We start from the raw sequence: 19,195 nt of genomic DNA on the forward strand, positions 1-19,195 counted from the left end.
ACGCGTGGACCTGTGGGGCCAAAAGGTGCTCAACTACGCGCGCCGGTCTGCCGAGTGAGCCCCGGACGTGTGATGTCCGTCATGTGAGACGTGACGCGCATCTCTTCGCGCTCCGCGAACACGCCAGGAGCGCTAGTGTCCGCTTCGGAGCATGTGAACGAGCCGCATAGCGAGGGAACCACCGTGGAATCCGCCGGAAAGCTCGCCGTCGTCGGAGCCGGACTCATGGGGTCCGGTATCGCCCAGGTCGCCGCCCAGGCCGGCTGGGATGTCGTGGTGCGCGACATCACCGACGAGGCGCTCACCCGCGGCACGGACGGGATCAGGGGCTCGTACGAGAAGTTCGTCGCCAAGGGCAAGCTGGACGCGGACGCCGCCGAGCGGGCGCTCGCCCGCATCACCACCACCACCGACCTCGACGCCGTCGCCGACGCGGACATCGTCGTCGAGGCGGTCTTCGAGCGGCTCGACGTCAAGCAGGACATCTTCCGCGCGCTCGACGGCCTGGTGCGCGACGACGCCGTGCTCGCCTCCAACACCTCCGCGATCCCCATCACCAAGATCGCGGCGGTGACCGGCCGCCCCGAGCGCGTCGTCGGCACGCACTTCTTCTCGCCGGTTCCCCTGATGCGGCTCTGCGAGCTGGTACGGGGCCTGAAGACCAGCGACGACACCCTCGCCCGGGCCCGGGCCTTCGCCGAATCCACCGGCAAGACCTGCATCGTCGTCAACCGCGACGTGGCCGGCTTCGTGACCACCCGGCTGATCGCCGCGCTCGTCGTCGAGGCCACCAAGCTGTACGAGTCGGGCGTCGCCACCGCCGAGGACATCGACGCCGCCTGCCGGCTCGGCTTCGGCCATGCCATGGGGCCGCTGGCCACCGCCGACCTGACCGGCGTCGACATCCTGCAGCACGCCGCCGAGAACATCTACACCGAGACCCAGGACGAGAAGTTCGCGCCGCCGGAGCTGATGCGCCGCATGGTCGACGCGGGCGACTTCGGCCGCAAGAGCGGCCGCGGCTTCTACGAGCACTGACCCCGGCCGCCCGCCGCACACCCCTCGAACCGTCCGGCCGCCCGGTCGGCCCGGGGCGGGTGCGGCGTCCCCCGCAGGGGTGAAATCGGTACGGATACCCGTACAGACGGCAACCCGGGACCGCCCGGAACAGTCACATCAATAGAGGAACCGGCACGGACTCGGCACGACGGACCACGAGAACCCGGGAGACGGGGAGCGCACATGTTTGAGGCGGAGGGCCGCGACAGCGCCCCGCCCTGCCACCCGGCCCGGCGCTCGACGGGCGGCCCCGCGCGCGGGGCGGCCCGTCGAGCGCCGGACAGCGCCGCGGACGGCAGGGGCCCCGGGGCGCCCGCGTACATCAAGGGCGACCACGCCGAGCTGACCGTCGAGGGCCGCCTCGACGTGCGCAGCGCGGCCGACGCCCGGGTCGCGCTGCACCGGGCCGTGGACGAGGGCCGCGGCGACCTGATCCTCGACCTCACCGACCTGGACTCCTGGGACGCCACCGGCCTGGGTGTCATCATGGGGGCACACCGCAGGGCGGGGCGGGCCGATCGCCGGCTCGTGCTGCGCGGGGTGCCGCCGCAGATGCAGCGACTGCTGGTGGCCACCAAACTCCACCGCATTCTCACGATTCAGTGAAGACACGGCGTCGTCGGGGAGTCCTTTCTCGACAGACCGCCCGGCGGAGGTCATAGGGTTTCCGGGCCGGGGAGCGGCACGGCGTAGGACAGCGGGCAGGAAGGCTTCGCGATGGACCCGAACACGGGCCACGGACAGGACGACATACCCGAGGGCATATCCCCGCCCCCGGATTCTCCGCCGGGTCCGTACCCCGACGAACCGGCGAGCACGCACCCGCGCTCGGACGCGCCGGGGGCCGCGTACCCGGAGCCCGGGCCGCCCGCGGGCGCGCCCCCGGAGGAGACCGGGGGCGCCTTCCCCGGCGAGGAGCCGGTACGCCCGTACGCGGACGAGCCCCTCCGCGGCGGCGGTAAGGGCGCCGGGCGCCACCGCCCGGCCGACTCCCTCTCCCCCACCGCCACCGGCGCGCCGCAGGGCCCGGCGCGTACGGCCCGGGTGGTCGCCGGCGCGTACCGGCTGACCGTCAACCCCGTCGACGGCACCCACGCCGAGCTGTGCCCACCCGCGGAACGCCCCGGTCCGCCGCGCCGGATGACGGCCGCCGCCCGCGCCGAGCACCGCCGGCCGCCGTCGCCGCCGCCCGGCCCCGCGGCCCCGCAGCTGCCGCTGCTGGAGCGCGACGAGATCCGCGAGCGGCTGGTGCGCCTGCTCTCCCGCGGCCGTTCCGTGCGCCTCACCGGCCCGCCGGGCTCCGGCCGGACCGTCCTGCTGGAGGCGGTCGCCGCCGACTGCGCCGAGCTGGCGCCGGACGGGGTCATCCGGCTGAGCGGCCGCAACCGCACCCCGGCCGACCTGCGGTACGAACTGTGCGCCGCCGTCTACGAGCTGACCGGGCGGCGGCCGGACCGCGAGCAGCTGCACGAGTTGCTGCCGCAGATCGGCGCCGTCGTGGTGCTCGACGACGTCGAGTTCGGCGGCACCGCGCTCGAAGAGCTGCTGGACGCCACCCCCGAGTGCGCGTACCTGCTCTCCGTCACCCCCGACGTGCCCGGGCCGACGGCCGCTTCGTACCTCGAAGAGATCTTCCTGCCGGGCCTCGGCCGCGCCGCCTGCATGCAGCTGCTGGAGCGCGCCGGGCGGCTGCCGCTCGGCGACGAGGAGCGTACCTGGGTCGCCGACCTGTGGTTCGAGTCGGAGGGGCTGCCGCTGCGGTTCGTCCAGGCCGGCGCGGTGCTGCGGCTCGCCGGGCCCGGCGGCGGGGAGCCGCTGCCGACGCTGGCCGAGAGCGCCGCGCCGGCCGCGCTGCTGGCGTCCCGGCTCAGCGACGCGGCCCGTACCGCGCTGCGCTTCGCCGTGGCGCTCGGCGGCGTCTTCCCGCACCACACGCAGCTCCCCGCGCTCGCCGGCGAGGCCCTCGCCGACACCGCGCTCGCCGAACTCGCCGACTGCGGGCTGGTCTCCGGCGGTCTCGGCCGCTACCGGCTGGCCGCCGGCGTCTCCGCCCAGCTCGTCGCCGCCGGCTACGACCAGCCGGCCGCGGGCGGCCAGGGCGCCGCGCTCACCGCCGCGCAGCACTACGCCTGGTGGTCCGCGCACCGCTCGGTGAACCCCGAGGCGGTCGCGGCCGACGCGGACGCCATCCTCGCCGCGCTCGGCCGCCTCGTGGCCGACCGGGAGGGCGCCACCGCCAGTACCGCGGTGCTGCTCGCCCGCGCCGCCGCGCCCGCGTTCGCCGCGGCGCTGCACTGGAGCACCTGGGAGCGGGCGCTGCGGTACGGACAGGAGGCCGCCCGGCGCGCGGGCGAGGTGGCGGCGGAGGCGTACTTCCACCACGAGCTGGGCGTGCTGGCGCTGTGCACCGGCAACACGGGCCGGGCCCGGGCGGAGTTGGAGGCGGCGCTGGCGCTGCGCGGCGCGATCTCCGACCGCGGCGGCGAGATCGCCAGCCGGCGCGCGCTCGCGCTGGTCACGCACGGCGGGGCCAGCGAGGCGGTGACGACGTCGCTGCCGGTGGTGCAGGCCGGCGCCCCGGGCGTTCGGGAGGCCGTCGCGACGTTCGACGAGCCGGGCGAGGGCGCCGAGCGGCCCACCGTGCTCATCTCCCCGTCGTCGTCCTCGAAGGGCGGCGGCGCGGAGACCGCCGTGACGCCCACGGTCCGCGGGCCCGGTGCCGAGGCGGCGTCGGCGTCGAAGCGCAACCTGATCGCGGCGGGCGTCGGCGCGCTGCTGGTCGCGGTGCTCGGCACGGCGGTCACCCTGGGCATGGCCGGCGGCGACGACCCGCCCGCCGACCGGGTCGAGGTCGAGCGCTCCGCCGCCACGGACGACGAGGACGCCCTGCCCACCGAGGAGCCGTCGTCCCGCAGCCCGTCGTCGGAGTCGGCCCCGCCGTCGCCGGAGTCGTCGGCTCCGGAGCCCTCGGCGCCGTGGACGGACGTCGCCGAGGAGACGAGCAGCGCGCCGCCGGCGAGCCCGCCGAGCAGTTCGCCGAGCACACCGACCGGCGGCGGTTCCTCCGACGGCGGCTCGTCCACGGACGGCGGCTCGTCGGACGGCGGGTCGGACGCCGGTGGCGGCGCCAACGGCGGTACGGACGACGGCGGGACGACCACCGACGGGGGCACGTCGGACGACGGCGGGACCACGGACGACGGCGGCACCACCACCGACAACGGCGGGACCACCGACAACGGCGGCACGACGGACGACGGCGGCACGACCGACGACGGCGGCACCACCGACAACGGGGGCACCACCGACAACGGCGGCACCGCCAACGGCGGCCAGGTGCAGGGCACGACCACCGGCACCGAGTCGGCGGCGTCCGGCGAGGCAGACGGCACCCCGTCCGGCGAGCAACTCTGACGGCCGTACGCCAACGGCCCGTACACCGGCGGCCCGTACACCGGCGGCCCGTACGCCAACGGCCCGTACGCGACAGCTGCCACGCAAAGCGGCCCCCGCACGGCACCCGAGCCGCACGGGGGCCGCTGGCGTACGCGAGCTACGCCACCCGCCTCAGAACAGCTTCAGCTTTCCGTCGTCCGTCCCCCGCAGCGCGTCGTAGTCCAGCACCGCGCACTCGATCCCCCGGTCCGCCGCCAGCACCCGCGCCTGCGGCTTGATCTCCTGCGCCGCGAACACCCCGCGCACCGGCGCCAGCAGCGGGTCGCGGTTCAGCAGCTCCAGATAGCGGGTCAGCTGCTCCACCCCGTCGATCTCGCCGCGCCGCTTGATCTCCACGGCGACCGTCGTCCCCTTCTCGTCCCGGCCGAGGATGTCCACCGGGCCGATCGCCGTGGGGTACTCGCGCCGGATCAGGGTCCACCCCTCGCCGAGCGCCTCCATGCGGTCGGCGAGCAGTTCCTGCAGGTGGGCCTCGACGCCGTCCTTGACCAGCCCGGGGTCGACGCCGAGTTCGTGCGACGAGTCGTGCAGGAGTTCCTCGATCGTGATGATCAGTTTTTCGCCTGCCTTGTTCTCGACCGTCCACACGGCGACACCGTCCTGTTCACCCTCTTTCAGAGTGCACGGCGGTGACATCCAGTTGAGGGGTTTGTACGCCCGGTCGTCGGCGTGCACGGAGACGCTGCCGTCGGCTTTGACCAGGATCAGCCGGGGCGCGGAGGCGAGGTGGGCGGTGAGCCGCCCGGCGTAGTCGACAGAGCAGCGGGCGATGACGAGGCGCATGGCGCACCACGCTACTCGACTCCCGCCGCACGCTGCGATCTGACCCCTGATGCACCTTTCCGCAATGGCCAGTTGTATATGCGTTCTTGTGGTGGAGCCGCATCCTCCGCCCTACGGTGGAAGCACGCGGTTGCCAAGGGGGCACCGAGAGTGGTGATCGCCGTCCTGTCCGGTCAGGCCCCGCCCGAACCCCGCGGGGCTGCGAGAGGAGAATCCATGTCGCTGGACGTCCCACCTGCTCTGCTCCATCAGGCCGAGCGGGGCGAGGTCGACGAAAAGGAGTTCGTCGACTGCGTCCGGACCTCACTTCCCTATGCCTGGGACATGATCAGTTCCCTGGTGGCACAACTGAAAGTCGACGGCGGAGACTTCGCCGACAACCAGACCCCGCCCCCGGATGAGCACGCCCGCGGCCAGCTTCTGCGCGCGCTGGCCAGCGATGCGATACGGGGGTCGCTGGAGCGCCACTTCGGCGTCCGGCTCGCGTTCCAGAACTGTCATCGCGTGGCGGTCTTCCCCCTGGATGCCTCGGCAGCCGAGCGGCTGGCCCGCTTCACTTCGGTGAGAGGCCAGTTGCTCAACCAGTCACCGGAGCTGCGTGACTGCTGACGGGCCCTAGGACCCTCCACGCTGCCGCTCCAGACGCCGTCCGCTCGCCCCGTCCCATCCGGTCAGCGAGCGAGGAGCGGCAGCACCTCCGAACCCAGTCGTTTGACGTTCCGCTCGGTGGTGCACAGGTCCCCCGAGCCCTCGACGAGCAGTGCGAAGCGCGTGATCCCGGTACGTTCCGCGGTCGCCGCCAGCCGGTCGGCGCACAGCCGCGGCGGGCCCACCGGGTGCAGCGCGCACAGCATGTCCGTGTACGCCTCCGGATCGCGCATCGAACGCGGCCTGCCGTCCACCGTCTCCATCGCCCCCAGGCCGCGGCGGAACGCCCCGGGCAGCGCCTGGCGCAGCACCTCCGCCGCGCTCGCGGGCGTGTCGTCGACCTGGGCCACGCCGGCCGAGACGTGCGCCGCGTCGTCGACCTCCGCCGGGCTCAGCCCCGCCGCCCGCGCGGTACGCCGCCACAGCCCGACCATCTCCGCCTTCTCCTCGTCGCCGCAGTGCATCCCGAGCAGCATCGGCAGCCCGCGCGCGGCGGCGAGCCGTACGGTGGCGGGCGAGGTGCAGGCGACCAGCACCGGCACGTCGGCGCCGCCGTACAGCGCCTCGGCCGGCCGCGGCACGACGTCGACCTCACGGAACGCGTAGCGCCCGCCTTCGGCTCCCACCCGCGGCTCGCGCAGCCAGCGCAGCAGCAGGTCCAGCGACTCGGGGAACTCCGTCTCGTACGCCGCGAGGCCGGTGCCGAAGACCTCCAGGTCCACCCACGGCCCGCCGCGGCCGACGCCGAGGACGAAGCGCCCCTGCGCGGCGTGGTGCAGCAGCGCGGCCTGCTCGCCGAGGGCGACGGGGTGCTGCGTCGGCAGCACGCTGACGGCGGTGCCGACGCGGATGCGGCTGGTGCGGCCGAGGAGCAGCGCGGCGAGCGTGACCGCCGAGGGGCAGGTGCCGTACGGGATGAAGTGGTGCTCGGCGAACCAGACGGAGTCGAGCCCCGCCTCCTCCGCCGCCACGCCCGTCCGCACGGCACGGTGCAGGGCCTCGCCCTGTCCCTGGCCGGGGAACTGGGCGGCGAGCACAAACGAGCCGACGTGCATCCTGCCCCCTGGGTACCGATGGTGCTGTCGCGCGAGGGGTACGAACCGACCGCCACCTACGGCACAGAGGCCCCACCCCGAGGTCACCCTCATTGTTGGCGATCGACGGGTGAATCGCCATTCTCGGCGCCCTGTGCTGGACTTCGGCCCCGTACCCTGGTAAGGACTCCGTCACGACGATCTTCCCGAGGTGCCGCCGTGTCCCCCCGCCGGAACAAGCCGCGCTCCCGCGGCTCCGCCCGTCCGCCCGCGGGCGACGACCTCGCCGGCCGCCTCGGCATGCCCGACGCGGCGGAGTACGGGGGCGAGGAGTTCCTCGTCCGCCGCGTCTCCGGGTCCGCGGCCGACAAGGGCTACCGCTGCCCGGGCTGCGACCAGGAGATCCGACCCGCGACGCCGCACGTGGTGGCGTGGCCGGAGCACGGCGGCGCTGACCTGCGCCGGCACTGGCACACGGCGTGCTGGAACGCCCGCGACCGCCGCGGCACCCGGCCGCAGCGCTCGCGGAACGCCCCGCGCCACTGACGCCGGCTCCACGGGCCCGTACGGCGTCGCTCGCGGCGGACCGCGTCAACACCCTGTGGTCCAGACCTATTGACGATTGGTACAGACCTTATCTACGCTCCCTCATCACTGCGCGGCGAGCACGACTCCCGACGCTCGCCGGGCGACGCAGGTCCCACCCCCAGTATCCGGACCTAGCCCGAGGAGCACGCCCTTGAGATCCCCCCACGTACGTACCCGCACCCGCGTCATCGGCATCCTGCTGACCCTGGCGCTCGCGATCCCCCTCACGGTGCTGGCCACGCTGTCGCCGTCGAGCACCGCGGGCGCCGCGACGACCACCGCCGGCCCCAAGGCCGCCGGGGTGAAGCTCGGCTACTTCACGGAGTGGGGTGTCTACGACCGCAACTACCACGTGAAGAACATGGTCGACTCCGGCACCGCGGAGAAGATCACGCACATCAACTACGCCTTCGGCAACGTCCAGGGCGGCCGCTGCACCATGGGCGACTCCTTCGCGGCCATCGAGAAGAGCTACACCGCCGACCAGAGCGTCGACGGCGTCGCCGACACCTGGGACCAGCCGCTGCGCGGGAACTTCAACCAGCTACGCAAGCTGAAGGAGAAGCACCCGGACATCAAGATCCTGTGGTCCTTCGGCGGCTGGACCTGGTCCGGCGGCTTCGGCCAGGCCATGCAGAACCCCGACGCCTTCGCGCAGTCCTGCTACGACCTGGTCAACGACCCGCGCTGGGAGGGCCTGTTCGACGGTATCGACCTCGACTGGGAGTACCCCAACGCCTGCGGCCTGTCCTGCGACACCAGCGGCCCGGCCGTGATGAAGGACATGATGCAGGCGTTCCGCGCCAAGTTCGGCGACCAGCTGGTGACAGCGGCCGTGACCGCCGACGCCTCCGGAGGCGGGAAGATCGAGGCCGCCGACTACGCCGCTGCCGCGGAGTACGCGGACTGGTACAACGTCATGACGTACGACTTCTTCGGCGCCTGGGACGCCCAGGGCCCCACCGCCCCCCATTCGCCGCTCACGGCGTACGACGGCATCCCCAAGGAGGGCTTCGACTCCGCCGCGGCGATCGAGAAGTTCAAGGCCGCCGGCGTCCCGGCCAACAAGCTGCTCCTGGGCATCGGCTTCTACGGCCGCGGCTGGACCGGCGTGACCCAGGCGGAGCCCGGCGGCACGGCGACCGGCCCCGCGGCCGGCACGTACGAGCAGGGCATCGAGGACTACGAGGAGCTGACGAGCAAGTGCCCCGCCACCGGCACGGTCGCGGGCACCGCGTACGCCCACTGCGGGGACCAGTGGTGGAGCTACGACACCCCGCAGACCATCGGCGGGAAGATGGACTACGCGAAGCAGCAGGGCCTCGGCGGCGCGTTCATCTGGGAGCTGAGCGGTGACACCGCGAACGGCGAGCTGATGTCCGCCGTCAGCAGCGGCCTCGGCTGAGGACGGGCCTGAGCCCGGGGTATCCGGCGTGCGCTCGCCTCCCCGCCCCGGGCCCAGGCCCTTTCCCGTCCCCCACGTGCGAGTGACCGTGCGCGGCTACGCCACGTTGACGCGCTGGCCGGGCGGTGCCGCCTCCAGCCAGGCGAGAAAGCCGGTGAGCGCGTCCTCGCTCATCGCCAGCTCGATCCGGTCCTCGTCGTGCCGGCAGGCCAGCACGACGGCGTCGGAGAGCAGCGCCAGCTCCTCCTCGCCCGCGGGGGCCCGGCGCTCCAGCACCTCGATGGCGTCCCGCCGCAGCACGCGGCGCGGCCTCGGTGCGTACGAGAAGACGCGGAACCACTCGACGGCGTCACCGCTGTAGCGGGCGACACCGTACGCCCAGCCCTTCCCGGGCCGGTCCGCGCGGGGGCTCCAGCGCAGGCTGCAGTCGAAGGTGCCGCCGGCCCGCTGGATCAGCCGGCGGCGCAGCCCGAAGAGGAAGAGGCCGAGCAGCAGCAGGGCGACGACCGCCCCGGCCAGCAGCAAAGCGAGGATCATCTCCACCGACCTCCTCGCCGCTCCGCTCGCGTGGCCTCAGCGAACGCCCGCCACGGCCAGGAGCCGCACTTCCGCTCGTCGCTCCGCCCCCGCGTCCGCGTCCGACTTGGCCCGCTCCAGGGCGCGCTCCGCGCGCTCCACGTCGATCTCGTGGGAGAGCTCGGCGATCTCGGCGAGCAGGGAGAGCTTGTTGTCCGCGAAGGAGATGAAGCCGCCGTGCACGGCGGCCAGGACCGTGCCGCCGTCGCCGGCGCCCGTCGTGCGGATCGTCACGGGGCCGGATTCGAGGACGGTGAGCAGCGGCTGGTGCCCGGGCATGATGCCGATGTCACCGGACGGGGTGCGCGCGATGACCCGGGTGGCCTCGCCGGACCAGACGCTACGGTCCGCGGCGACCAACTCGACGTGCAGCTCGGCCACGATGGCTCCTCAACTGGGGTTTAGCAGAGAATAACTGGTTTGCGGGCCGGGGGCGGGGCGAACCCCGCCCCCGATTGGCCGGAGCCAACGAACCCGTGGGCGCACCCGTCAGGAGACGCCCAGCTCCTTCGCCTTGGCCTTCAGGTCCTCCAGGCCACCGCACATGAAGAACGCCTGCTCGGGGAAGTGGTCGTACTCGCCGTCGGCGATCGCGTTGAACGCGGCGATCGACTCGTCCAGCGGCACGTCCGATCCGTCGAGACCGGTGAACTGCTTCGCCGCGTGGGTGTTCTGCGACAGGAAGCGCTCGATCCGGCGCGCCCGGGAGACGGTGAGCTTGTCCTCCTCGGACAGCTCGTCCATACCCAGAATGGCGATGATGTCCTGCAGGTCCTTGTACTTCTGCAGGATCGCCTTGACGCGCGTGGCGCACTCGTAGTGCTCCTGCGCGATGTAGCGCGGGTCCAGCACCCGGGAGGTGGAGGCCAGCGGGTCCACCGCGGGGTAGATGCCCTTCTCGGAGATCGGACGGGACAGCTCCGTCGTCGCGTCCAGGTGGGCGAAGGTGGTCGCCGGCGCCGGGTCGGTGTAGTCGTCCGCGGGCACGTAGATCGCCTGCATCGAGGTGATGGAGTGACCGCGGGTGGAGGTGATGCGCTCCTGCAGCAGACCCATCTCGTCGGCGAGGTTCGGCTGGTAGCCCACCGCGGAGGGCATGCGGCCCAGCAGCGTGGAGACCTCCGAGCCGGCCTGGGTGAAGCGGAAGATGTTGTCGATGAAGAACAGCACGTCCTGCTTCTGCACGTCGCGGAAGTACTCCGCCATCGTGAGGCCGGCCAGGGCCACGCGCAGCCGGGTGCCCGGCGGCTCGTCCATCTGGCCGAAGACCAGCGCGGTCTGCGGCAGCACGCCGGACTCGGCCATCTCCGCGATGAGGTCGTTGCCCTCACGGGTGCGCTCGCCGACGCCGGCGAACACGGAGACGCCCTCGTGCAGCTTGGCGACACGCATGATCATCTCTTGGATGAGCACGGTCTTGCCGACACCCGCGCCGCCGAACAGGCCGATCTTGCCGCCCTTGACGTACGGGGTGAGCAGGTCGACGACCTTCAGACCGGTCTCGAACATCTCGGTCTTGGCTTCGAGCTGGTCGAAGGCCGGGGCCTTGCGGTGGATCGGCCAGCGCTCGGTGATCTCCGACTCGCCGACCTCGTCGTTGAGGATCTCACCCAGGGTGTTGAACACCCGGCCCTTGGTGACGTCGCCGACGGGGACGGTCAGGCCCTCGCCGGTGTCGGTCACCGGGGCCTGGCGGACCAGGCCGTCGGTGGGCTGCATGGAGATGGCGCGGACCAGGCCCTCGCCGAGGTGCTGGGCGACCTCCAGGGTCAGCACCTTGATCTCGCCCGCGTTGGCGGGGTCGGCGACCTCGACGGTCAGCGCGTTGTAGATCTCCGGCATCGCGTCGACGGGGAACTCCACGTCGACGACCGGGCCGATGACCCGCGCGACGCGGCCGGTCGCCGTGGCAGTCGCTTCGGTGGTCGTAGCAGTGGTCATGGTTATCGGTCACTCCCCGCAGAGGCGTCGGCCAGGGCGTTCGCGCCACCGACGATCTCGCTGATTTCCTGGGTGATTTCGGCCTGGCGGGCCTGGTTGGCTAGCCGCGTGAGCGACTTGATGAGCTCCTCGGCGTTGTCGGTCGCGGACTTCATCGCACGGCGGGTGGCGGCGTGCTTGGAGGCGGCCGACTGCAGCAGCGCGTTGTAGATCTTGCTCTCGACGTACCGCGGTAGCAGCGCGTCGAGCACGCCGTCCGCGGACGGCTCGAAGTCGTACAGCGCGTGGATCTCGCGCTCCTTCTGCCGCGCCTCCTCGAAGACCTCCGCCGACTCCTCGGCGGTCTTGTCGAAGACGATCGGCAGGAGCCGCTTGTCCACCGCGGTCTGCGTCATCATCGAGTGGAACTCGGTGTAGACGATGTGGATCTCGTCCACGCCGCCCTCCGAGGTCTCCTTGCTCAGCGCGTCGATGAGCGGCGCGGCCACCTTCTTGGCGTCGGCGTACGTCGGGTTGTCCGTGAACCCGGTCCACGACTCGGCCACCGGCCGCTCGCGGAAGCCGAAGTACGACACGCCCTTGCGGCCGACGACGAAGTGGTCGACCTGCCTGCCCTCAGCGATCAGCCGGTTGGTCAGCGCCTCGGCCTGCTTGATGGCGTTGGAGTTGTAGCCGCCGGCCAGACCGCGGTCGCTGGTGATCAGCAGCACCGCGGCCCGCACCGGGCGCTCCACCTCCGTGGTCAGCGGGTGCTTGGTCTCGGAGCCCGCGGCCACCGCCGTGACCGCGCTGGTCAGCTCGGTCGCGTACGGGGTGGAGGCCGCCACCTGGCGCTGCGCCTTGACGACGCGCGAGGCGGCGATCATCTCCATCGCCCTGGTGATCTTCTTGGTCGCAGAGACGCTACGGATCCGCCTCTTGTAGACCCGCATCTGGGCGCCCATGCTCAGCCCTCGCCCAGCAGCTTGCCGTCCGAGGTCTCGAACTGCCGCTTGAAGGACTCGACCGCGTCACGCAGCGCCTGGACGGTCTCGTCGGGCATCTTGCCGCCCTCGCGGATGCCCGTGAGCAGGTCCTTCTGCTCGCGGTGCAGGTGGTCGAGCAGCTCGCGCTCGAAGCGCTTGACGTCCGAGACGGGCACGTCGTCCATGATGCCGTTGGTGCCGGACCACACGGACACGACCTGGTCCTCGGTGGGGAAGGGCGCGTACTGCGGCTGCTTCATCAGCTCCATCATCCGCTGGCCCCGCTCCAGGGCCGCCTTGGAGGCGGCATCCAGATCGGAGCCGAAGGCGGCGAACGCCTCCAGCTCGCGGAACTGCGCAAGGTCCAGCTTCAGCCGGCCGGAGACCTGGCGGATCGCCCGGTGCTGGGCGGCGCCGCCGACGCGGGAGACGGAGATACCGACGTTCAGCGCCGGGCGCTGGCCCGAGTTGAACAGGTCGGACTCCAGGAAGCACTGGCCGTCCGTGATGGAGATCACGTTGGTCGGAATGTAGGCCGAGACGTCGTTCGCCTTGGTCTCGATGACCGGCAGGCCCGTCATCGAGCCGGCACCCATCTCGTCCGAGAGCTTGGCGCAGCGCTCCAGCAGCCGGGAGTGCAGGTAGAACACGTCGCCGGGGTACGCCTCACGGCCCGGCGGGCGGCGCAGCAGCAGCGACACGGCGCGGTACGCCTCGGCCTGCTTGGACAGGTCGTCGAAGATGATCAGGACGTGCTTGCCCTGGTACATCCAGTGCTGGCCGATGGCCGAGCCGGTGTACGGGGCCAGGTACTTGAAGCCCGCCGGGTCGGACGCCGGGGCCGCCACGATCGTGGTGTACTCCAGGGCGCCGGCCTCCTCCAGCGCGCCGCGCACGCCGGCGATGGTGGAGCCCTTCTGGCCGATCGCCACGTAGATGCAGCGGACCTGCTTGCCCGGGTCGCCGGAGCGCCAGTTGTCGCGCTGGTTGATGATCGTGTCGATGCCGAGGGCGGTCTTGCCGGTCTGCCGGTCACCGATGATCAGCTGGCGCTGGCCGCGGCCGATGGGGGTCATCGAGTCGACGGCCTTGTAGCCGGTCTCCATCGGCTCGTGCACCGACTTGCGCTGCATGACCGAGGGAGCCTGCAGCTCCAGCGCACGGCGGCCCTCGGTCGCGATCTCGCCGAGGCCGTCCACCGCGTTGCCCAGGGGGTCGACGACCCGGCCCAGGTAACCGTCACCGACCGGCACGGACAGGACCTCGCCGGTACGGGTGACCGGCTGCCCCTCCTCGATGCCCCGGAACTCGCCGAGGACGACCGCACCGATCTCCCGCTCCTCCAGGTTGAGGGCGAGGCCGAGGGTGCCGTCCTCGAACTTCAGCAGCTCGTTCGCCATCGCCGAGGGCAGCCCCTCGATCTTGGCGATGCCGTCCATGGCCTGCGATACCGTGCCGACCTCTTCGCGCGAGGCCGCGTCCGGCTGGTACGACTGGACATAGCTCTCCAGCGCGTCCCGGATCTCCTCCGGCCGGATCGTGAGCTCCGCCATCTGGGTTCCCTGCTCTCCTTGTTGGGCCCGTAAGTTCTTGCGTCCACGGCCCAACTCGGGCCGCTGGTGATGCTCTGGAGTTGGTGTGCGACGGCCGGTGACCGTCAGCCCGCCATGCCGCGCTTCACCTCGTCGAGGCGGTCGGCGACGGAGCCGTTGATGACCTCGTCACCCACCCGCACCGAGATCCCGCCGAGGACCGCGGGGTCCACGTCCAGGTTCAGGTGCATGTCCCGGCCGTACAGCCGGGACAGCGCGGCGCCCAGGCGCTCCTTCTGCCCGTCGCTGAGCGGCACGGCGGTGGACACGACCGCGACCATGCGGTCCCGGCGCTCCGCGGCGAGCTTGGACAGGGCCTCCAGGCCCCCTTCCAGGCTACGGCCCCGCGGCCGCTCGACGAGCCGGACGACCAGCCGCTCGGTGACCGGGTTCGCCTGGCCGCCCAGCAGCGAGTGCAGCAGTTCGCCCTTGGCGGTCCGGGTACCGACCCGGTCGGTGAGCGCGCCGCGCAGCTGCTTGTCGGCGGCGACGATCCGGCCGAACCGGAACAGCTCGTCCTCGACATCGTCCAGCTGCCCCGCACGCTGCGCGGCGGTGAGGTCCGCGGTGTCGGCCAGCTCTTCGAGCACGTCGACCAGGTCACGCGCCCGCGACCAGCGGGCCCGTACCATCCCGGCGACCAGGTCGGCGGCCTCTTCCCCTACCTGGCGGCGGGGAGACCCCAAGCCGATCTGCCCGCCGAGGAGACGGGTGACCAGCTCGGCCTTGGCCCCGCCGGGCTGCGCCGGGTCGGTCAGCGCCCGCCGCAGCGTCACCTCGCGGTCCAGCAGCGCGGTCACGGCGGCCAGCTCCCCGGCCAGCTCCGCCGCGTCGACCGATGTGTTGTCGGTCAGCGCGTCGAGCTGCTCCCGGGCGGCGGCCAGCGCCTCGCGGCTCGCTCCGTTCATCGGTCACGCTCCTCGACTCGCTCGCCGGCGCTCGCTCGACTCGTCGCCGTTCCGGCGTTCATGCCCCGGCCTCGGCCTTCGTCCCGGACTGCGCGGCGGCCTTGGCCTCCAGCTCGTCCAGGAACCGGTCGACGACGCGGCTCTGCCGGGCCTGGTCCTCCAGGGACTCGCCGACCAGCCGGCCGGCCAGCTCGGTGGCGAGCCTGCCGACGTCCTGGCGCAGCTCCAGCGAAGCAGCCTTCTTGTCGGCCTCCACCTGGGCGTGGCCGGCAGCGATGATCTCCTCACGCTGCCGCTGGCCCTCGGCCCGCATCTCGGCGATGAGGGTCGCACCCTGCTCGCGAGCATCCTCGCGCAGCCGGTTGGCCTCGTGCCGGGCCTCGGCGAGCTGGGCCTTGTACTGGTCCAGCGTCTGCTCCGCCTCGATCTGGGCGGCCTCGGCCTTCTCCATGCCGCCCTCGATGGCCGCCTTGCGCTCCTCCAGCACCTCGTTGATACGCGGCAGGAGCTTCCTGGCCAGCAGCGCGAAGACGATGAGGAAGGCGATCAGGCCGATGACGAGTTCCGGCATCGGCGGGACGAGAGGATTCTGCTCCTCCTCCGCCGCGATCTGCAGGAGATTCACATCGGTGCCTTTCGTCGGAAGAGGCTGATCAGTACACGAACGGCATGACGATGCCGATGAGGGCGAGCGCCTCACAGAAGGCGAAGCCCAGGATCATGTTCTGCCGGATCAGGCCGACGGCCTCCGGCTGACGGGCCATGGCCTGCACGCCGTTGCCGAAGATGTAGCCGATGCCGATACCGGGGCCGATCGCGGCGAGGCCATAACCGATCGAGTCGACGGTGCCTTCGACTGCGGCCAGGGTCTCCATCGAAGCCATGTGCTTTCTTCCTTCTCTTCTGCCGAACCGGTGGGGGTTGGCCACCGGACGATTGGGGGTGTGCGGGTGGTACGGGATCCTCAGTGCGCCTCTTCGAGGGCACCGGAGATGTAGCTGGCCGACAGCACGACGAACACGTACGCCTGCACCGCCTGGATGAACAGCTCGAAGACGATCATCACCATGACCAGAACGAAGGCCACGGGCGCGAACGCGTAGCCAAAGCTGTTCATGAAGAACCAGGTGGCGATGGTGAACATCACCAGCAGCAGATGGCCGGCGAACATGTTGGCGAAGAGCCGGACCGCGTGCGTGAACGGCCGCACGAGCACGTTCGAGAAGAACTCGATCAGCATGACCAGCGGCAGCACGGAGCCGAGCGACTTGTCGTAGCCCGTCAGGTTCTTCAGCCCGCCGACGAAGCCGTGCCGCTTGAAGGTCAGCGTCATCCAGGTCACCCAGACCAGGATGGCGAGGCCCGCCGGGAAGGCGATGATCGAGGTCACCGGGAACTGCGCGAGCGGGATGATCGACCAGAGGTTCATCAGCCAGATGAAGAAGAAGAGGGAGACCAGCAGCGGCACCCACTTCTCGCCTTCCTTCTTGCCGATGGTCTCGTAGACGATGCCGCGGCGCACGAAGTCGTAGCCGGACTCGGCGACCATCTGCAGCTTGCCCGGCACCACCTTGGGGCTGGCGAACGCCCTCCAGAAGAAGAGACACAGCAGACCGGTCGTGAGCAGCGCCAGCAGTATCGGCTTGTTGAACTCGAAGCCGCCGATCTCGAACATCGGCTTGAAGACGAACGAGTGCAGGCCGGGGGACTGGAAGCCGCAACCGCCGTCAACGAAGATCTTGCAACTCGCGTCGAAAGCGAGCGTCGTATCAGCAGCACTCACCGGCGAGCTCCTTCGGTGTGACGCATGGCTACGGCAACCTCAATGTGTCGGCGTTGTGCACCGCTGGAGAGCGGCACGTGACAGGACGGGATACGGCCGGCGGGGTGCGGTGCGGCCCTGCGGCCCACGGCGCACGCGCGCACCGGCGCGGCAGGGGGACGATAGCAGTAGCGGATCACTGCCCGGGCGGCGCCCCTCATCGCCCGACCTCGCTGGTACTGCCGGAGCGCTGTTCACCCGCTCCGGTCGCTCGCTCCGGTTCCACGTACGGCAACTTCAGCCGGAAGTGGGTACGTGCCATGGCGGCGGTGAACACCAGCGCCGCGGCGAGCACCGTGAGGCCGAACGCCCTGGTGCTGAAGAGCGTGGTGTCCTTGAACAGCCCCATCACGACCGCGAGAAGCAGGATCTGGGTGGTGTAGGTGAGCAGCGCGATCCCCATGAACAGCTCGGGGTACTTGCGGGAGAAGTGCTGCAGTGCGAAGAGGCCGAGACCGAAGAAGGCAAGGACCACCACCGTGGCTGCGGCGGCTCCCACACCACCCTTCACACCGGCCGCGAGTGAGCTGATGACACTCGCGACGACGCCGGTGAGGGCGGTCGGGATCGCGGCGCCACGGAGGATCCGGGCGTCGTTGACCTGCATATAAGGAGTCTCCGGCGGGAGTCGGGAGCAACTGGTCGACGGTGACGAGCATGTCCCCGGGGCGAGTGCACCGCCTGAAGGGGCATCGCGCCAGAGAACCGTCGCACTACGGTCCTTCGGCTCTGCACCGGGTTCTCGTGAACGGTATCACAAGCATCTTGACCCGAGCTTTACTCAGGAAGTGTGCTGCCCGTCACACGAAGGGGCTACGTCGGCCGAGTTATCTCACTCACCTGGAGATATGCCTGCTAAGGGGCTCAATGTCCCGTGCGGCGCCACCGCGAGCGCTCGCCCACGGCCGTGGAGCCGCTGATCCCGGCCGGCACCAGCTCGTGCTCCTGTGCACCCGGCGCCCCACCCGACCCGTTCGCCGCGGCCCCGCCCGCCGGCGCCGGGCCGCCCTGCGGCCCCGTACCGTCGCCGGGACCGTCGTCCCGCTCCCCGCCGGAGGCCCCTTCCCCGCCGGGGGCCCCTTCCCCGCCGGGGGCCCCTTCCCCGCCGAGGGCCCCTTCCCCGCCGAGGGCGTCCTCTGGGCGGCGGAAACGCGGCGGTACGAGCCTGTTGGCCCACGACGGCGTCTTCGGGGCGAACCGCGGCAGCAGCAACAGCACCAGCCCGGCGGCGCTCAGGCCGACCGCCACCAGCACCACCCAGACGTTGTCGGCCTGCACCGAGAAGGCCACCATCCCGAACGCGACCAGCGCCGACCAGAAGTACATGAGCAGCACGGCCCGCATGTGCGAGTGGCCCATCTCCAGCAGCCGGTGGTGCAGGTGCCCGCGGTCGGCCGCGAACGGCGACTGGCCGCGCCAGGTGCGCCGTACGACGGCCAGCACCAGGTCCAGCATGGGGATGGCCAGGATCGTCAGCGGCAGCACCAGCGGGATGAACACCGGCACCGTCGAGCGCACCGCCTGCTTCTCACTGCCGGCGAAGACCTGCAGCGCGTCCGGGTCCACCTGGCCGGTGATCGAGATCGCCCCGGCGGCCAGCACCAGGCCCAGCAGCATCGAGCCGGAGTCGCCCATGAAGATCCGCGCCGGGTGCACGTTGTGCGGCAGGAAGCCGACGCACATGCCCAGCAGCACGGCGGAGAACAGCGCGGCGGGGGCGGCGGCTTCGATCCCGTAGCCGAACCAGATGCGGTACGCGTACATGAAGAACGCCGCGGCGGCGATGCCCACCATGCCGGCGGCCAGCCCGTCGAGGCCGTCCACGAAGTTGACGGCGTTGATCGAGATGACGACGAGCGCGACGGTCAGCAGCGTGCCCTGCATCGGCGTCAGCACCACCGTGCCCACGCCCGGGACCGGGATCCACAGGATCGTCAGGCCCTGGAGGACCATGACGCCCGCCGCGATCATCTGCGCGCCCAGCTTGAGCAGGGCGTCCACGCCCCATTTGTCGTCCAGTACGCCGATCAGCCAGATCAGCGCCGCCCCGGACAGCAGCGCCTTGGGCTCGTTGAGCTCGAAGACCCGCTCGAACGCCTGCAGCTGCGAAGCGACGAGCAGCGCGGCGCACATCCCGCCGAACATGGCGATGCCGCCGAGTCTCGGCGTCGGCTCGCTGTGCACGTCACGGTCCCGGATTTCCGGCATCGCGCCGGCCGCGATCGCGAACTTCCGCACCGGGCCGGTCAGCAGATAGGTGACAGCGGCTGCGATGCACAGCGTCAGCAGGTATTCACGCACAAGCTGCCCCAGAGGTTTCGCTGTTCCGTTCAGCCACACACACTAGCCCGCTCCCGGGCCTTCGTTCTCCGGGTACGGGCGCAAGGCACGCCCGGGCCCTACAGAAAGAGACCCGCG

The 19,195-nt window shown here is 71.5% G+C and carries 19 protein-coding genes; 6 read left to right on the forward strand and 13 right to left on the reverse strand.

The genetic code is table 11. From position 1 onward, the window contains the following. The first annotated feature begins 183 nt into the window (after window positions 1–183). The 3 genes from T328_RS32300 (at window position 184) to T328_RS32310 (ending at window position 4,473) form a co-directional block, all read left to right on the forward strand. Window positions 184–1,038 (forward strand): 3-hydroxyacyl-CoA dehydrogenase family protein, encoded by an 855-nt coding sequence (locus T328_RS32300; protein WP_496499795.1) that lies wholly within the window; start codon window positions 184–186, stop codon window positions 1,036–1,038. A 342-nt stretch (window positions 1,039–1,380) separates the two neighbouring features. After that, window positions 1,381–1,665, forward strand: a complete 285-nt coding sequence (locus tag T328_RS32305; RefSeq protein WP_496499829.1) for an STAS domain-containing protein — start codon at window positions 1,381–1,383, stop codon at window positions 1,663–1,665. Between the two features lie 111 nt (window positions 1,666–1,776). Then, window positions 1,777–4,473 carry an ATP-binding protein gene (locus T328_RS32310; protein ID WP_496499796.1) on the forward strand — a complete coding sequence of 899 codons (2,697 nt, stop codon included), beginning with the start codon at window positions 1,777–1,779 and terminating at the stop codon, window positions 4,471–4,473. Between the two features lie 153 nt (window positions 4,474–4,626). Here the strand turns inward: T328_RS32310 and nucS are convergent, their stop codons facing one another. Next, window positions 4,627–5,298, reverse strand: a complete 672-nt coding sequence (nucS, locus tag T328_RS32315) for an endonuclease NucS (RefSeq protein WP_407561233.1) — start codon at window positions 5,296–5,298, stop codon at window positions 4,627–4,629. Between the two features lie 216 nt (window positions 5,299–5,514). Here nucS and T328_RS32320 point away from each other — a divergent pair, with 216 nt between their 5' ends. Further along, window positions 5,515–5,907, forward strand: a complete 393-nt coding sequence (locus T328_RS32320; RefSeq protein ID WP_496499797.1) for an SCO5389 family protein — start codon at window positions 5,515–5,517, stop codon at window positions 5,905–5,907. Between the two features lie 62 nt (window positions 5,908–5,969). Here the strand turns inward: T328_RS32320 and T328_RS32325 are convergent, their stop codons facing one another. Next, entirely contained in the window at window positions 5,970–7,001 is a 1,032-nt protein-coding gene (locus tag T328_RS32325) for an LLM class flavin-dependent oxidoreductase (RefSeq protein ID WP_496499798.1), read from the reverse strand. Window positions 7,002–7,199: 198 nt separating this feature from the next. Here T328_RS32325 and T328_RS32330 point away from each other — a divergent pair, with 198 nt between their 5' ends. Then, a complete protein-coding gene (locus tag T328_RS32330) occupies window positions 7,200–7,526 on the forward strand; it encodes an Rv1322 family protein (RefSeq protein ID WP_496499799.1) in 327 nt (108 codons plus the stop codon). Between the two features lie 193 nt (window positions 7,527–7,719). After that, window positions 7,720–8,973 carry a glycoside hydrolase family 18 protein gene (locus T328_RS32335; protein WP_496499800.1) on the forward strand — a complete coding sequence of 418 codons (1,254 nt, stop codon included), beginning with the start codon at window positions 7,720–7,722 and terminating at the stop codon, window positions 8,971–8,973. Between the two features lie 96 nt (window positions 8,974–9,069). Here the strand turns inward: T328_RS32335 and T328_RS32340 are convergent, their stop codons facing one another. The 11 genes from T328_RS32340 to T328_RS32390 form a co-directional block, all read right to left on the reverse strand. Next, on the reverse strand, window positions 9,070–9,510 hold the full coding sequence (locus tag T328_RS32340; protein ID WP_496499801.1) for a DUF2550 domain-containing protein: 441 nt from the start codon (window positions 9,508–9,510) through the stop codon (window positions 9,070–9,072). Between the two features lie 36 nt (window positions 9,511–9,546). Next, entirely contained in the window at window positions 9,547–9,933 is a 387-nt protein-coding gene (locus tag T328_RS32345) for a F0F1 ATP synthase subunit epsilon (RefSeq protein WP_496499830.1), read from the reverse strand. A gap of 105 nt (window positions 9,934–10,038) precedes the next feature. Then, complete coding sequence (gene atpD, locus T328_RS32350; RefSeq protein ID WP_496499802.1) at window positions 10,039–11,490, reverse strand: F0F1 ATP synthase subunit beta; 1,452 nt, start codon at window positions 11,488–11,490, stop codon at window positions 10,039–10,041. A 2-nt stretch (window positions 11,491–11,492) separates the two neighbouring features. After that, the gene (locus tag T328_RS32355) at window positions 11,493–12,434 is read right to left on the reverse strand and encodes a F0F1 ATP synthase subunit gamma (protein ID WP_496499803.1); all 942 of its coding nucleotides are present in this window, start codon (window positions 12,432–12,434) and stop codon (window positions 11,493–11,495) included. Between the two features lie 2 nt (window positions 12,435–12,436). Continuing rightward, complete coding sequence (atpA, locus tag T328_RS32360; RefSeq protein WP_496499804.1) at window positions 12,437–14,008, reverse strand: F0F1 ATP synthase subunit alpha; 1,572 nt, start codon at window positions 14,006–14,008, stop codon at window positions 12,437–12,439. A 104-nt stretch (window positions 14,009–14,112) separates the two neighbouring features. After that, on the reverse strand, window positions 14,113–14,955 hold the full coding sequence (locus T328_RS32365; protein ID WP_496499805.1) for a F0F1 ATP synthase subunit delta: 843 nt from the start codon (window positions 14,953–14,955) through the stop codon (window positions 14,113–14,115). Window positions 14,956–15,013: 58 nt separating this feature from the next. Continuing rightward, window positions 15,014–15,580, reverse strand: a complete 567-nt coding sequence (locus T328_RS32370) for a F0F1 ATP synthase subunit B (protein WP_496499806.1) — start codon at window positions 15,578–15,580, stop codon at window positions 15,014–15,016. Between the two features lie 28 nt (window positions 15,581–15,608). Next, window positions 15,609–15,839 carry an ATP synthase F0 subunit C gene (gene atpE, locus T328_RS32375; RefSeq protein ID WP_496499807.1) on the reverse strand — a complete coding sequence of 77 codons (231 nt, stop codon included), beginning with the start codon at window positions 15,837–15,839 and terminating at the stop codon, window positions 15,609–15,611. Between the two features lie 80 nt (window positions 15,840–15,919). After that, window positions 15,920–16,738 (reverse strand): F0F1 ATP synthase subunit A, encoded by an 819-nt coding sequence (gene atpB / locus T328_RS32380; protein ID WP_496499808.1) that lies wholly within the window; start codon window positions 16,736–16,738, stop codon window positions 15,920–15,922. A gap of 196 nt (window positions 16,739–16,934) precedes the next feature. Next, window positions 16,935–17,384, reverse strand: coding sequence for a Cg1360 family ATP-synthase-associated protein (locus tag T328_RS32385; RefSeq protein ID WP_496499809.1), 450 nt, complete (start codon window positions 17,382–17,384; stop codon window positions 16,935–16,937). A 257-nt stretch (window positions 17,385–17,641) separates the two neighbouring features. After that, window positions 17,642–19,078, reverse strand: coding sequence for an MraY family glycosyltransferase (locus T328_RS32390; RefSeq protein WP_496499810.1), 1,437 nt, complete (start codon window positions 19,076–19,078; stop codon window positions 17,642–17,644). Between the last annotated feature and the right edge of the window lie 117 nt (window positions 19,079–19,195).

It is taken from the genome of Streptomyces sp. CNX435, assembly GCF_059570575.1.

Excerpts from the sequence above, each read along its gene's own strand:
- T328_RS32310 (WP_496499796.1), top strand. The coding sequence starts at position 1,777 with ATGGACCCGAACACGGGCCACGGACAGGACGACATACCCGAGGGCATA.
- nucS (WP_407561233.1), bottom strand. The coding sequence starts at position 5,298 with ATGCGCCTCGTCATCGCCCGCTGCTCTGTCGACTACGCCGGGCGGCTC.
- T328_RS32320 (WP_496499797.1), top strand. The coding sequence starts at position 5,515 with ATGTCGCTGGACGTCCCACCTGCTCTGCTCCATCAGGCCGAGCGGGGC.
- T328_RS32325 (WP_496499798.1), bottom strand. The coding sequence starts at position 7,001 with ATGCACGTCGGCTCGTTTGTGCTCGCCGCCCAGTTCCCCGGCCAGGGA.
- T328_RS32340 (WP_496499801.1), bottom strand. The coding sequence starts at position 9,510 with ATGATCCTCGCTTTGCTGCTGGCCGGGGCGGTCGTCGCCCTGCTGCTG.
- atpD (WP_496499802.1), bottom strand. The coding sequence starts at position 11,490 with ATGACCACTGCTACGACCACCGAAGCGACTGCCACGGCGACCGGCCGC.
- T328_RS32355 (WP_496499803.1), bottom strand. The coding sequence starts at position 12,434 with ATGGGCGCCCAGATGCGGGTCTACAAGAGGCGGATCCGTAGCGTCTCT.
- atpA (WP_496499804.1), bottom strand. The coding sequence starts at position 14,008 with ATGGCGGAGCTCACGATCCGGCCGGAGGAGATCCGGGACGCGCTGGAG.
- T328_RS32365 (WP_496499805.1), bottom strand. The coding sequence starts at position 14,955 with ATGAACGGAGCGAGCCGCGAGGCGCTGGCCGCCGCCCGGGAGCAGCTC.
- atpE (WP_496499807.1), bottom strand. The coding sequence starts at position 15,839 with ATGGCTTCGATGGAGACCCTGGCCGCAGTCGAAGGCACCGTCGACTCG.
- T328_RS32385 (WP_496499809.1), bottom strand. The coding sequence starts at position 17,384 with ATGCAGGTCAACGACGCCCGGATCCTCCGTGGCGCCGCGATCCCGACC.